Source organism: Caballeronia sp. M23-90, from assembly GCF_053574605.1.
Genome location: NZ_JBSIPA010000003.1, coordinates 1 through 14,276, shown reverse-complemented (window position 1 = coordinate 14,276; position 14,276 = coordinate 1). Strand labels below are relative to the sequence as shown.

Below are 14,276 nucleotides of genomic sequence, written 5' to 3'. Positions count from 1 at the left end.
GCATAGGACGGGCGATTGGAGCACTTCGTCTTCAAGAAAATTAGCGATCGAAGTAAATAAAGAATAACGAAGTATTTATCCTAAAGATTTTGACACCTGTGTCGACAACCTGATCACGGTCGATGCACGCAGCCAAAGCAATCAGCAGTCCGTCCGATGAACTCTCGGTCTCGTCTGTAAAAGGCAGAGATCAATAAAATTCGTACTACTATTTTATGAAAATCATGAAACTAAGCGCCAATGTTGGTCAGTACCTGTCGATTATTGCCGCGACATCACTGTTGCAGCTCAGTTCGAACGTGCAAGCTCAGGAATCCGCTAATGCCGAACTGGATTCATGCGTACGAAACGAGCAGATCGTTACAACCGCGAAGGGCGCGGGCGCTGGCGCCATTGCCGGCTTGAGCGCGATGTTTGTCGCACATAAAAGCAACGACGCGGTCAAAGGCGCGCTGATCGGGGCAGCGGTCGGTGGTGTAGCGGGCTTCGCTACCGCTTATTATACGGCAGTCGACACGTGCTACAAGAAAAATCCGGCGTGGAAGCCCGAGTCAAAATTGGAGCGCACGCAGTCTTACTCCGACCTCAAAAAGAAGATCAAATATAAGCCGAGTCAGGGCATCATTGCTCGCGCCGAATCAGTCGATGTTGCCGCGCCCGTAAAAGCCGATTCGCAAGCCGAGATGAATAGCACGTTCTACGTAATGACTCCGGACGGGGCCGAAACTAACGTGACGGTCGAGCGCAAGCTCTTCGTTGTGACTGGGGACAAAGAGGAACAGGTGATTTTCCCCGGCGATGCCACGCAAGCTTACACGGTCGCCGGTGGCGAGCAGCGTGACACTGTTCGTATCCCGATTGCAAAAGACACGAAGGCTGGAACGGTTTATCGGGTTGAATTCGATGTCGCTGCGGCTGGCCTGCCACCTTCGACATCATCGAAGACGTTCACTGTTTCAGAGTAATCGCTTATGTATCTGCATTGCGGATGAAACACAAATCCGCAGTGCTTTATTTGCGTGATAACTGCTTTCTACAATCGACACAACGCTATATGCAACCCATGATGACGCGCATCGCGCGAGGCATGTTCCTGCTCGCCTGCGTGGTGCTGAGCGGATGCGCGGCTAGTAACCTGCCGGGTTTTCAGAATGCCTACTATTCGTACAACGTACCTGAATCGCTAGTCAACCAGATAAAGGCTAAGTTCCAGGAGCACGGGCTAAATCGGGCAAGCGTGACTCGCGATAATGTCGGCCGTATTGAGCTCACGGGCACCTACAAAAACGAAGACGACGTCGACAAAGCATTCAGCATTGTTCAGTCGATCGTTGGTTTGAAGTCGACCTCGCCGTTTTATCCGCAGGACGTCCAGCAAAAGCGCTGGGAGCTAGCTGCTGCGAAGGCACTGGATTCAGACAACAAGCGACGCAAGGAAGCAGCGTCGGCACCTAAAAAGATTGCTTTAGTGATTGGTATCAACCATTTCATGGACTCGGAGCGATTGCACGACATCCAGGGCGCAGATGACGCTGCAGTCGTACAACGCTATTTGCAGGCAGCTGGATTTTCCGTAACTGCGATCCTTGGGGATCAGGCAACCAAACGTAATGTCGAGCAAGCGCTTCATCGACTTGACGATTCGATCGGGCCCAACGATAACGTCTTTATCTATATATCGAGTCACGGCAACGCGCCAGTGCCTTCTCCAACGGGAACTGATCAGCGCAAGATGTCCATTATGGTGTTCGATTCTGGAGAACCCGGTGTCAGAGTTATTGATAAGGTGGATTACAAGATACGGTTGCAAGAGACGAGCGTAGCGGACACGCTTGTCCAGGCAATTGCGAAGAAGCCGAGCCGTATTACCCGCATGCTGATTGATACGTGCTACAGCGGCGATATGCTTGACGACGTCTCGCCCGAAAGTCACGCGTATATCTTGAAGACCAACAATGGTCGTGCCGAGCGGGCAGGCATTTCGCTCGCGTCCTGGACTGGCCCCGCCTACACGACCAAAGGCATTCATTTCGCGGATGACTCTGGGGAGAGTACGTCCAATACGAAGAAGCCAACGGCCAAGACCGTGATCGATCGCAGTCGCAGCGGCTACACGATCATCACCGCGACCAGCGAAAACGAAGCGTCTCTGGGTCCCGATGCCAAGATCGGCGCGTTCCCAAGCCCGATTCCACCTTACAAGCCTCTGAGGGGATCGTTCTTTACCCAGTCCCTTTTCGATTATCTCGGCAAATACAACGGCGATCTCGATGCCTCGTTCCGTGATGCACAAAGCTTCACGTCAGCGAAGGTCATCGAAGTCACGAACGGACAAAGGCATCAGGTTCCGCGGCAGTACTCGACTATCCCGGCTCAACAAAATCAGTTGCTTCAATAATTTGCTGAATGCGCGCTCCGGTGGGCGCAGCGGTAGAACTCTTAGGGGAAGGGTATGAAAAACGTGTTGACTGCGTGGTCATTGGCTTTTATCGCGACATCGGCGATGGCGCAAGAAGGCTACAGCGCAAAGTCCTTGTTCTTTGACGAAAGCGATTCGGTCGTTACGGTCGCAACAGGTCAGAAAACCGGGGCAGATGCAAACATCAGGGTCGCGGGAGCACCGGCAGTTGGGGCATCAGGCGCAAACGACACTCCAAAAGCTGTGCTTGCGACCTCACAGCAAGATCAACATCTTGTGAGAGTAGCGCATAAAAAGTCCAAGCAATCAGGGCCGCTCGGTGCGAGTTACTTCATCCGATTAAAAAGCGCTGACGGGTCAACCCGGGATGTCCTCGCCTCACGAACCTTCAAGAGCGGCGAGCGCTTCCAACTCGGTGTCAAGGTGAGCCGGCCCGCATACGTGTACGTCCTCAATCAGGCACCGGATGGCACGGTCTCGCAGATCTATCCGCAGCCCTCGCAAGACAATTTCGTCAATGCAATGGGCGTCGTATTTCTGCCGGGTAAGGGGTCGTTCGAATTTGACAACAAGCCGGGTGTTGAGCAGTTGCTCGTCTTCTTGTCGCCAGAACCTGCGAAAGGTGACATGACCCAACAGATTCGCACGATCCAACCCGATCTCATTTCTGATCCGCGCGTGGCACTCCATACAGCGCAAGCTTCATCTTGCGCAGCGGCGCAGACCGCCGCGGCGACTCCGGCGGATACAACGGCGGCGGGAATGTCTGCGCCATCGACCGCTCAAGTGTCCGCGGCGTCCGGAGTCACGCTGGCGTCGACCAACGACCTGCAAATCGCAAGCAATGAAACAGGCTACGCCGCCAAGGGCATTGCGTTTGCGCCAGATGACGGATGTGGTGCGGCGACGGAAAACGTCTCCGCAACCGGGTATGCCGCAAAGGGCATCGTATTTAGCGACGACGACTCACCGGCTGCGGGCGGCCAAGTCGCATCATATGTCGTGAAACGGACCACTCAAACAGCGGCCGACCTGTACCTGAAGATCAATTTGGTTCACGAATAAGACGAATCGCTGGTACGCCCAGGTAGCTGGGCCGAATCCGCATTTGATATCTATTGACGATCATTTCGAAACAACGAGACGCCTATCATGGAACAAAACCATCTGATCATCGGCCTTGGTGGATCGGGCGGAAAAATTATCCGCCACATTCGCAAAACCATAGAGCGCAACAAGGATTCGCAGGGGGCCAGCTCGACCGAGGCGCGGTTTGAATTTTTGTACGTGGACACGTCTACCGACGAGATCGACAAGAAAGAAGAATGGAAAGTTCTCGGCAAGGACATCGACCTTGCCCGTAGCCAATATCTCATTAACACCGCGAGCAGTGTTCGCCCGGTGCTTGATGATCCAGATTCTTTTCCGGGCCTGAAGGGCTGGATCGAACCGCGCAATATTTTCGACTTCGTTAAACCTGGCATCGCTGGCGCCGCGCAACGAAGAAAGCTTGGCCGTTTAGTGTTCGCGCAGAACGCGTCACGCTTTGTGAAGGCAATTGAAGACCGGATGCGTGTGTTGCAGGAAGGACCTGGCCGCACTGGTGCAGTTATTCACGTCGTCTGTGGATTGGCAGGCGGAACAGGCAGCGGATCGATTGTCGATGCGGTTGCGCAGATTCGTCACAAATATCCCGATCACGATCAATATCGGATCTTGATGTACGCCTTGCTGCCAGAAAAAGACTCACGACGCGTCAAGGATGTGGCCGGCTTCTCTAACTACTATGCAAACGGTTATGCGGCGCTTGCCGAGTTGAATGCTATCGCGGTTGGGAAATACCATCCTACCAACTTGCTCGATGGCACACGGCTTGATCATGACGTCTACTTCAACGGCTGCTATCTTGTGAACAACGTGAACGAGCACAACATCCAGTTCGAGGTTGAATCGGAGGTGCCCCGTATCGTTGCCGAGTTCATCTTCCAGAAGACGCTCAACAAGGAGTGGGAAGGACTGGGGCGCGCGGAAAAGGGGGAGAACGACATCAAGAACTTTGAGAGTGAAGACGACATTGGCAAGGCGCGCGCCAAGCTCTTTCTCTCGTTTGGTATCAAGCGAATCGTCGTTCCGGAGCAGGAAATCAAGGAGTTCCTTGCGTACGGTTTCGCTGAGCAGGCAACACGGCAGTTGATGTTCAACAACTTCCGTCAGGGCGAGGGATATGCAGACGAGGCAGTAGAAAAAGACTGGGGCTCAGAAGCACGCAAACCCGAAACTGTTCAGTCCTTGCTGCTGAGCGACGCGCACCTGATGCTTGAATCAGGAATCCTCGAAGACGACGCAAAAAATGCCATGTGGAAGCCTGTGCGCGACTACTGGAAACAGATTGTCAATCGCCTTGCTCCAGAAATCAAAGCAGATCCAGGTATCGAGCAAACGACGTGGGTGCACGTCCTGAACTCCCGCCTGAGCAAGGTGTTCGACGATACCTACCGGACGATGGGCGGTGTTCGGAAGTTCTACGAAGTGAAGGGCAATGCGCGCCTTGAGATGGCACGTCACATCGGCCGCCAGATCGAAAAGGAGCTTTTCAGTCGGTGGAAGGTCGGAACGGCATCGTTGATTCAGTTGCGGCAGTTCACTGACGCGTTGGTCGATTCACTTGATGAACGCCTCGGGATTTTTACCGATGAGATCGCAAAGGCGCCTACTGTATTGCAAGCTGTGCAACAACGCATGGCCGAGCTCAATGGGCAGTTCAATAAAGTCGGCTTCCTGGGCAAGCATCTAACGGACAGGCGCAGCGCGCTTTTTTCCGATCTCGCCATGCAGCATCAGGACTATTACGTCCTGAGCACACAGCTTGAGGGCAAGAAGTTCGCCGTCAGTTTGATCCCGTTTATCAAGGACGAGCTCGTAACGCTGCGTGGTGTCATCGACGAAATGCACCAAAATCTGGCCGCGGCGACAGAGCGAGTCAACCAAGAGCAGGCAGCGCGCCTTGGAACCACTGACGCTGCATACCAAAAGCGCATATTCGATCGCAATGCAATTGCGAACGTCATGAAGGCGGTCATCGTCGACGAGCCGAGTCAGGCTGCGCGAACACAGAAGGTGCGTCAATCGATCATTGATCTTGCGGGAACGGACGTTGACTCGTTCGAAAAACTGGTTCATAGCGTGTCGCTTGGCGCGATTATCTCGACGCTCTCGCAGGCATCGGCATCTATCGTAGAGATGGCGCATGCGGAGATTTCGAAGACTTTGCCTGCGGTACTGCACGTGAATATCGTTGAGCGACTGCAGAAGAAATACGACGCTAACCCGAATGGTCTCAAGGCGTTTGTCTCAGAGCTCTACGATGAATCGGGAACGATGCTGCAGTTCAATAAGACTGAGGTCGACCGGTCAGTTGCGAACAATGCGGGTGGATCGCGCGGTACGAACCACACGATCGGCGTCTTTCTGCCTGAATGCGAGAACCAAAAGGATTTTCACGCGGCGTTGACTACGATGTTCGAAGAGCAGAAGGATCCCGCGTCCGACACAGCGGTCGCCTCGGGGAAGTTGCCTAACGAGATCGTAATCATGAAGATCGCATCGCTAATGCCGGCGCGCTTTGTGGAATCGTTGAGCGTATTGAAGAAGCATTACGACGGGCTTCTTAACGACTTTAACGAATCGCATTTGCTGCATAGCGAAGGCGATGGAAAGAAGTTGCCGCCGCTCTATGCTCGCTCGGCAGCAGACATCAGCGCACGGGCCAAGCGCAAGCCATTCCTGCTTGTTGCCCGGTTGCTCGGCATGATCAAGGAGCGCCAAAACAAGACAACCGGCCTTACGGAATGGGTATTTATCTACGAATCCGACGGGCTGCCCGCAGCAAAAATCCTGAAGGGTGCGCGTTGGAGCGACGTCATCGATGGCGAGTATCCGATTGAGCTGCAGTCGTTGATCGAGCGCGAGGTCGGGAAGCGTATCGATAGCGACTTCAAGCATATAGAGAAGAAAGACGGCCTCTTGAAGGACTTTCAGGCAATTGCTCGTGAGCGCTTTCAGGCCGCGGGCGAGGACGATCAAGATCCAGAGTTTTTGGCTTTGAGCGCAATGCGAAAACCGATTCGAGAGATTATCGGCCTGCCCGCGACCAGCGAATAACCGAAACCGGCATAGAAGGGAAAGGTAAAGAAAATGGCAACATATAAATGTCCCACACTCGGTGATTGCGAACGCGCAAACTTGGGTGAACTATTTTCTCGTGCCCCGGGAGAAGATCTGAAGTGCCCGTCGTGTTCGACCTTGCTCGAACTGCAGGCAAGTGGGCAAAACAAGGCGGGCATCGACAAAAGGGTGATTGTTGCCGCAGTCGTGGGCGCGATCGTCATCGTTGGTGCAGCGGGCGGTTTTTATTACAAGAAGGTTAAAACGTCAGCCGTTGATGTACCCATCTCCGCAACGGTTCCCGCGACAAACACCGATGTGGCTGCTGCCTCGGCATCAGGTACCGATGCTTCTGCGCTCGTTGCAAGCGGCAACACAGCAGCAGCCTCTACGTCCTCAAGTGTCGCTGCCAGCGGTGGGATCGCACCCACGGACGAGGACATCAAACAGACCCGCAGAGACGGCGATACCAAGCTGACAACTGGCGATCCAGCCGGTGCGGCGACGGCGAGCAATCAGGCAGCGGCCAAAGAACTGGTTAAGTCCGCAATCGCCCAGATGTCCCAGGGCAAGCTTGAAGCGGCAGACAAGGATTTGGGCGACGCCTTAGCTCGTGATGATAAGCAGCCCTTGGTCTACTACAACGTTGCGATTTTGCGTCTAAAACAAGGTCGCACCGATGACGCATTGAAGCAGCTGGAAGCGAGCTTCTTGAACGGTTTCAAGTTCTTCGATCAAATGGACAAGGATCCCGATCTGGATAGTATCCGGCAAGATCCGCGGTTTGTAGATCTCGAAAAGCGATACCGCGCGGCGGCATGATGAGGCATTTGTCTCTGGGCAGCCTCGCGGTTAGCGTCGCGCTTGTTGCGTTGACGACGGCCGGTTGTTCGAAGTCGGACGGCCCATCCATTATTGGTCATTGGCGGGCCGAGCGCGTTCAGGTCATGAGTGCCCACCTGCCCATTGGGCCCGATTTCGTCGTGAGCCAGCATGAGCTTGCGAGCCCCGACGCGGAAGTTCAAATCCCGATCGCGGGTATTGAATCAAAGCGCAACGAAGCCATCGTGGATTTCGCATATGGCGTTGGGCTCTCGTTTTACTTCGATGGACCCGACCGAATGTATGTGCAGGTGCCGCTTGCGGGCAAACTGTACTACCGCAGAGTAAAGGACGAGGCTGGGAGTGGAGTGGTTGCGCATTTAGTGATCCCCTCGCGTGTAGCCGACGCACCAGCCGTGGTGAGCCACCCTCCAACCGTTCCAGTAGAGACGAACTCAAGCAGCCAGCCGCCGCGAGAGCCACGCGAGAGCGAGAAAGCGGAGCCGCCATACAAGATCGCGATCAAGCAAGGCGAGCTTTCCATGGCTCGGGGAAATCTGGAGGCGGCCGGAACGTACTTCGCGTCGGCTAGTGCCGATCAAGACGCGCATCCGATGATCGACTACGACTTTGCACTGTTGAAACTCCGACAAGGGGATCAGGACGCGGCAATACGTCATCTGGGCGATGCGTTCGCGAAGGGCTTTCGTGGGTTTGACGTTATTGCGCAAGACGCGTCCTTCGATCCAATTAAATCAGATGTTCGCTTTAACGCGCTCGTGTCGAGGTATCGCTAGCTTGTAGTTGTTGTTAGCAACAGATCGGTGTCAAAACAGTGCGCTAAGCACTAAAAAATTACTCAAAGGGGAAAAAAATGAACGATACGGCACGTGACATGATGATGTACGACGCGCAGAAAAAGAGCGTGGGCGTGGCTTACCTCCTATGGTTTTTTGTAGGGTACCTCGGTGGACACCGCTTTTATGCGGGTAGGACAGGCACGGCCATCGTTCAGCTTCTACTTACCATCTTCGGTGCTTGCACAGCAATGTTCGGTATCGGCTTATTTGTACTCGGGATCGTGGGACTTTGGATCCTTATCGATGCGTTTCTTATCCCGGGCATCGTCAGCTCCCACAACGTGTCCCTCGCCGGACGCTTGAGCTGAGTCACGCGCGACGCCAGCTTCAAACGCGATGAGAAGGTCTGCCATGAAGTGGCCTTAGTGCCGTGTCATTTATTTGGCATTGGAAGCATTGGAATCGGCATCGCCGGGACTTTCGCAGTTCCTGGTAGAGCGCAAGACAAGCTTGTGAGTCACCAAAAAAACAACCTTAGACCTTAGAAAAATTATTAAAGCGGACATCCGGGGAACATGAAAATAAACTACTTATTCATTAGCGTGACGAGTGCGATGCTCGTGGCGTGCGCGACGGTATCTACGCCTCCGCAAGTTAAAGAGGCGTCAGTCCCAAGAACGCAACAACAGGCCACGCAGTCGGCGAACTTGCTGGTCGACGAAAAAGCCGTTAAGCGAAAGGTCGCAATTGGCCGCTTTAGCAATGAAACTCGCTATGGACGTACGTTCGTCACCGACGCCAATCTGGACCCGCTCGGAAAACAAGCAAGCGATATCCTCGCAAGCCGTCTGGTCGCATCCAAGCAGTTTCTTGTATTTGAACGTCCGGACATTGCGAAGGTCGCTGCAGAACAGTCCCTCTCGAAGGATGCTGGTCTAATTGGTGTCGACGCTCTTATCCTCGGTTCCGTGACCGAATTCGGACGGAGCACGACCGGAAAGTCGGGTTTCCTGAGCGCTACCAAGATCCAGAATGCTCACGCCAAAGTCGAACTACGATTGGTCGACGTGAAGACGGGTTTTGTCTTCTTCTCGGCATCTGGCACCGGTGAGGCTTCAACGGAATCCGGAGAAGTCGCGGGATTTGGCAGTCGCGCAGACTACGACGGCTCACTCAACGACAAGGCAATTTCTGCTGCGATTTCTGATGTTATCGGCCGGATGATGACGAAGCTCAAGGAACGTCCTTGGAAGTCGGACATTCTGAAAGCAGAAGGATCAACCGTATATATCAGTGGTGGCGCGCTTCAAGGCATCAGGCCAGGCGCAAACCTCCATGTTTTTAAAGCGGGTGAGTCGATTCAAAGCGGACAGACCGGCTTTACCGTCGCCCTACCTCCCACTCCAGTAGCCACTATTCGCGTCACGTCCAATTTCGGCGACAGTGAAGTGAATGAAGGCTCAGTAGCGCTCGTGACCAGTGGATCCGTCACGAAGAACAACTCTCTTTTCGTAGCGGAGTAACTTCAAAATGATTCGTTCTCTTTGCGTGGCAACGCTCGCCGTTGCTTTCGCTGGCTGTGCCGTGCCGCACAGCCAAGTCGCATCGGGCAGCTCGCGTCCAACCCTCAGTCTTGTGGGCGCGCCCAACGGCAGCGAGCTCGTTCTCGATGGACAACTTATCGGTTCGGCAAGCCAATTCGATGGAGTTAGCGGTGTGATGTCAATCGAAGAAGGCCCGCATTCCGTCGAAGTTCGTCAAGGCTCTGCTGTCCTAGCGAGGCAGAAGATTCTAGCTGCGAGCGGAGAAGCTGTTTCTATCGATGTCATGAGTGGAGGTCAACAACAATGAAGCTCGGGAAGCTCGCAATCGTGTTTGCTGCAATCAGCATGACAGCAGCGTGTGCTCCACAAACGAAGTATGCATGGGGAAATTACGAATCTTCGCTGTACCAACACTATAAGACCCCCGGTGACACCACGGCATTCGCTCAGCATTTGGCCGACACGATCACCTCTGCAGAGGCATCCGGCCAAAAAGTCCCGCCGGGGGTGTATGCAGAGTATGGTCAAGTCTTGCTGGAGTCTGGAGATTCTAAGCAAGCGGCTGTGTTTTTTGAGAAGGAAAAAGCTGCGTGGCCTGAATCGACAGTCTTCATGACGACCATGATTCATGTCGCCTCAGGCACTACAAAGGAGGCAAAGCAATGAGCACGATGACCCGTCTTATGAAATATGCATTTGCGTCAGTTTGCGTCACTGGAATGGTCGCGTGCGCCCCTGTGCCAGTGCACAACAACTACAGCGCTTTTCGACATTCAGATCCCCACTCGATACTAGTCGTGCCGGTTGTAAATCGAAGTGTCGATGTAGACGCTCCGGACTATTTTCTGTCGACGATTAGCAAACCGCTGGCAGAGCGCGGTTACTACGTATTCCCTGTCAATCTGACAAAGCGAGTGATGGAGGACGACGGTCTTGGCGATGCGAGCCTTGTTCACGCGAATGATCCCACTGTCCTTGGGAAGATGTTTGGTGCCGATTCGATCATGTACATTACGATCAATCGTTGGGACGCTCAATATGCGGTGCTCGCAACGTCTGTAACGGTCGACCTGAGTTATGCGCTCAAGAGTGGCACCACAGGCGAAACATTGTGGACCCACAAACAGACCATGGTGTACTCGCCGCAAGCCTCGACAGCTGGCAATCCCCTCGCTGCATTGATTGCAGCGGCAATCACGGCAGCGATCGCAAAAGCCAAGCCGAATTATGTCCCGCTTGCACAGCAGGCAAATGCCATTTCTGTCATTAAGGGGGGGCAGGGTCTACCGGCAGGCCCGTACGACGGACAGTACAAAAGCGATGGCGCGACCTTCTGAATTTACTGTGACTACCTAGATGGTCCGTGGAGCTACGCTTCGCAGACCATCCCGCTCAAACACTTTAGCACGCTGCTGTGACCGCAAGACTGGCCGGTTTTCTCTGCGGCCGTATAACCACTTGGGTGGCCTATTTTCTTTCGGCTTTGCGGTCTGATAGGTTCGCGGTCGATCTGCGGAGCTTCACCCTTCGGCCAGTTACCCCTTTTCCACAGTGACTGACCGGTCACCCCACCAACGCGTACATGTCGATAGCGAAGCAAAATCGACTCGCTGGGGTGCGGATAAACATCGGGACTGGCAACGTATGAATCCGAAACCATCCAGTACTCGACCTGTCTAAGCACCCCATTCAGATTTTGATCCGTTTTCATTGTTTTGCGTGGCGCGAGCGCCGGCGCCCGTGGCTCTTTTGAGCAGAAAGAAAGCGGCGCCTGATGCTCAGCGTCATGCTTCGGCGGCTTCAGCCGAGAAAAGGTGGCCAAGGCGACCGCCAACAATGAAGAGGCAAACGCATAGATTCAGCGCGACTTCCAAGGTCCATCCCGTCCCGAAGCCCATATGCCACGTTTCGGCAATTGCCGGAAGGGCGAAGCCGAACATACAAAGAACTGCGCCCGCAAACAGCCAAGCAAAATCTCTCCCCATCTGGCCGCTGCGTCCGTAAATCAGTGTCCCGAACCACAGCACGAGGCCCATCCCGAAGAGAAGGTTCAAGATGGGGATTGAGGTGCACACCAGAAAGGACCAGACCGCGGCGGCTTTGCCGAATGCTCGGCCGCGCTTTGCTTGCGTTTCGTTGCTTGCGAGTTTTGATTGCGTGGACATGTTGGTATCTCAAAAATGATGTTGTCGATAGGTCGCTCGCGAGAGCGCCCGCTCAGTGTGAAATGGATAAGGGTGTTATTGGAGATCGGCGATGGTTCCTCCTAGTTCGTCCGTCACGTGGGCGGAGACGACTTTGGCAACAACGTCCTTGCGCGTGGCATAGCTCACAACGTCCGCGGCCTTCACATACAAATCCACATTGACGCTCATCCGATCTCGGCCGCTCGCGCTGACTTTGGTTTCCAACGCGCGCGCTTGGTCCTCACTGGCCGGTGTGATCGAGTCGAATCGGGCGTCGCCGCGTGGCACGATCGCGTAGTCGGCGCTGTCATTCATGCTGAGCCGGGAGTCGCCATCGAGCGCCAGCTCAAACAGCGGGAACGACTTCGTTTGCGGGTTGTAGTGCCCCAAGGACGCGGACAGTCTGACCTTGAGATAAGGGGATGCGGCTTCGGTTTTTTGCTGAGCTTCGTATTTGGGAGCAAGGGTTTTCAGGAGGTCTTCCCGCTTGAACGTGTCGCTTGTGCGTTGGTAATCCATGTCGAACGAGCGAGCCAATTCGGCGACCGGCAGTGGCTCTTTTGCGTAAAGGTAGTAAAGCACCGCGATTTGGGAGCCGCTTCGCAAATCCGCGTAGCTTGACAGCGGTATCGATTTGTCAATCGATGTCGCGGACAGGTCGGCCGTGCATGGACCGACCGGAGCCGATTTGTTGATTGCAGCTTCCATGATTTCCTGGGCCTTCTGGGCGCTTGTCGCCTCCACAGACTCTTGCGTGTCGGAAACCTTCTTCATGCCGATTTGCGGCCGGTCGACCGGGTGCGCCCTAGTGAACAACTGAGGATTGTCGAAGAACGCGAAACGGCATACGTACGTGCTTTTGTCACCCGCGTCTTGAGCGATCGCGGCCTTGGCGGCGTCGTCGTTCCAGTCTCGCGGCAAAGCCGCAGGCGGCGCTGGCTGATCCGGCAGTTGTGACGCGGTATCCGTCGGTTTCTTCGTGCAGCCAAGGAGCGCGGCGACCACGAGGCAGGCACACGCGGCGGCAACTGAATGTCTCGCTTGGGGGGCGGAGCCGCTTATTTTTGGGGCAATAGGCGAATGTGTGGGGGTGAGTTGTTTGAGATGTGTTGTGCGCATGGTTTTTTTATAGTTTTCGCTCGCGCCGTACGGCGAACAGGCACGGGCGAAGCTGTCAACGACAAAATGACTCTTGGGCTTTCGAGTCGACTTTGGGCGGGGCGACGATCAGCCTTTGCCTGGATCACTGGCCAGCCAGCCATCGGAGCCTTTGACCATTCGGATTTGACCCGCGCCGCTCTTGCCCTCGACGTCGCAGAGGTACGCTTTATCCCCGTCGGATTTGCAGCCGATCAGTTTCATGGCGACAACGGCCCTGCGGCTCTCTTCCGCTTGTCGATCCAAGAAAGTGCTTTTCCCCGCGATCTGCCGGGCTTGCTCCAAGCCAGCGTCGACTTGCTTAGACAAAGCCGCTCGCACATCGCTTTCGCTGGGCGAGCCGCCGCATGCGGCAAGCGATAAAGCCGCCATCAGCGCGACGGCAAGGGTTCTCGGGAACACCGTTAAATGACCCGGGCAGCGGGGTGGGATTGGGAGGTCGTGCACGGTGACCGGATGGTTCATTTTCAATATCCTTTCGATTGATTGAGAGCGCAACGCGACGCGCTGAATTCGGAAGAAGACAAGCAGGTTCGAGCGACGGGAGGGCCGTGGTATTTATGGCGGAACCGAATGGAAGCTCGTGAGTTCTGCGTGTGTCTTAGTAGGCGCCCGCCGCGGCGACTGGTCTTCATAGTCCATCCGAACGATTCGACCCGTTGTCGGCGCATACCAATCTGTTTCTCTCGAACCGCCATGGCCGCCATTCCCGCTGGACCCAGACCAGCTCGTGGCCTGCTCGATGCGAAACGTGTCGAAATCGCCTCCCGCGGTATGAATTCTTTCGACGCCAACGACGTTTGCAGTCCGATCAACCTGCGATGCCCATGTGCCTGTGCGATAAACGTAAGAGATAGACCAGCGCTTGCCGACAGACAGCGGGAACTGCAACTTGCTATCGCTCGGCTCGAAGCTTCCCGACGCCGTCTTCACGACGTTGCCGCTCGCGTCGAGTTGGAGGGAAGCGCTCTGCCCGCCATTCACCGCGATTGCGGCTCGCCCGTCGTTGATGGCGACCACGGTCTGGGAGTAATGCTCGTTCTTTTGCGGCTCAAGCGCGGTCTCAAACGAAAACTCCCAACTCTCGCCCACGGTAAACGCCGGCGCTTGCGCTTCAATCGACGGTCTTGGCGCTGACGGTCCTGCGGCGGATTGCGCCAAGGCGGGGCCGCCCCACGCTTGA

15 protein-coding genes are annotated in these 14,276 nt (G+C 55.0%); 11 read left to right on the top strand and 4 right to left on the bottom strand.

Annotation, left to right across the window (positions count from 1 at the left end; all coding sequences use genetic code 11):
* Positions 1-224 precede the first annotated feature (224 nt).
* The 11 genes from ACRXB1_RS00740 to ACRXB1_RS00690 all read left to right on the top strand — a co-directional run bounded on the left by ACRXB1_RS00740 (position 225) and on the right by ACRXB1_RS00690 (position 11,086).
* Complete coding sequence (locus tag ACRXB1_RS00740) at positions 225-965, top strand: hypothetical protein (RefSeq protein ID WP_449490743.1); 741 nt, start codon at positions 225-227, stop codon at positions 963-965.
* 98 nt (positions 966-1,063) lie between these two features.
* Positions 1,064-2,398, top strand: coding sequence for a caspase family protein (locus tag ACRXB1_RS00735; RefSeq protein ID WP_449490742.1), 1,335 nt, complete (start codon positions 1,064-1,066; stop codon positions 2,396-2,398).
* Between the two features lie 54 nt (positions 2,399-2,452).
* Positions 2,453-3,484 (top strand): DUF4384 domain-containing protein, encoded by a 1,032-nt coding sequence (locus ACRXB1_RS00730; RefSeq protein WP_449490741.1) that lies wholly within the window; start codon positions 2,453-2,455, stop codon positions 3,482-3,484.
* Positions 3,485-3,571: 87 nt separating this feature from the next.
* Positions 3,572-6,580 carry a tubulin-like doman-containing protein gene (locus ACRXB1_RS00725; RefSeq protein ID WP_449490740.1) on the top strand — a complete coding sequence of 1,003 codons (3,009 nt, stop codon included), beginning with the start codon at positions 3,572-3,574 and terminating at the stop codon, positions 6,578-6,580.
* Positions 6,581-6,721: 141 nt separating this feature from the next.
* Complete coding sequence (locus tag ACRXB1_RS00720; protein WP_449490739.1) at positions 6,722-7,405, top strand: tetratricopeptide repeat protein; 684 nt, start codon at positions 6,722-6,724, stop codon at positions 7,403-7,405.
* A 161-nt stretch (positions 7,406-7,566) separates the two neighbouring features.
* Entirely contained in the window at positions 7,567-8,202 is a 636-nt protein-coding gene (locus tag ACRXB1_RS00715) for a TPR end-of-group domain-containing protein (RefSeq protein ID WP_449490738.1), read from the top strand.
* 77 nt (positions 8,203-8,279) lie between these two features.
* Entirely contained in the window at positions 8,280-8,573 is a 294-nt protein-coding gene (locus ACRXB1_RS00710) for a TM2 domain-containing protein (protein WP_449490737.1), read from the top strand.
* Between the two features lie 207 nt (positions 8,574-8,780).
* Positions 8,781-9,728 carry a CsgG/HfaB family protein gene (locus tag ACRXB1_RS00705; RefSeq protein WP_449490736.1) on the top strand — a complete coding sequence of 316 codons (948 nt, stop codon included), beginning with the start codon at positions 8,781-8,783 and terminating at the stop codon, positions 9,726-9,728.
* Between the two features lie 7 nt (positions 9,729-9,735).
* Positions 9,736-10,056, top strand: coding sequence for a hypothetical protein (locus tag ACRXB1_RS00700; protein WP_449490735.1), 321 nt, complete (start codon positions 9,736-9,738; stop codon positions 10,054-10,056).
* On the top strand, positions 10,053-10,415 hold the full coding sequence (locus ACRXB1_RS00695) for a DUF4810 domain-containing protein (RefSeq protein ID WP_449490734.1): 363 nt from the start codon (positions 10,053-10,055) through the stop codon (positions 10,413-10,415). The genes ACRXB1_RS00700 and ACRXB1_RS00695 overlap by 4 nt, the downstream gene beginning before the upstream one ends.
* Complete coding sequence (locus ACRXB1_RS00690) at positions 10,412-11,086, top strand: DUF799 domain-containing protein (RefSeq protein ID WP_449490733.1); 675 nt, start codon at positions 10,412-10,414, stop codon at positions 11,084-11,086. Before ACRXB1_RS00695 ends, ACRXB1_RS00690 begins: the two co-directional genes overlap by 4 nt.
* Before the next feature lie 447 nt (positions 11,087-11,533).
* Here the strand turns inward: ACRXB1_RS00690 and ACRXB1_RS00685 are convergent, their stop codons facing one another.
* From ACRXB1_RS00685 to ACRXB1_RS00670, 4 genes are all read right to left on the bottom strand, one after another.
* Positions 11,534-11,803, bottom strand: a complete 270-nt coding sequence (locus ACRXB1_RS00685) for a hypothetical protein (RefSeq protein ID WP_449490732.1) — start codon at positions 11,801-11,803, stop codon at positions 11,534-11,536.
* 186 nt (positions 11,804-11,989) lie between these two features.
* Complete coding sequence (locus tag ACRXB1_RS00680; protein ID WP_449490731.1) at positions 11,990-12,940, bottom strand: MarR family transcriptional regulator; 951 nt, start codon at positions 12,938-12,940, stop codon at positions 11,990-11,992.
* A gap of 222 nt (positions 12,941-13,162) precedes the next feature.
* Positions 13,163-13,558, bottom strand: coding sequence for a hypothetical protein (locus ACRXB1_RS00675; protein ID WP_449490730.1), 396 nt, complete (start codon positions 13,556-13,558; stop codon positions 13,163-13,165).
* A gap of 93 nt (positions 13,559-13,651) precedes the next feature.
* Positions 13,652-14,276: hypothetical protein (locus ACRXB1_RS00670; protein ID WP_449490729.1), on the bottom strand; the 625-nt coding region annotated here is incomplete at its 5' end.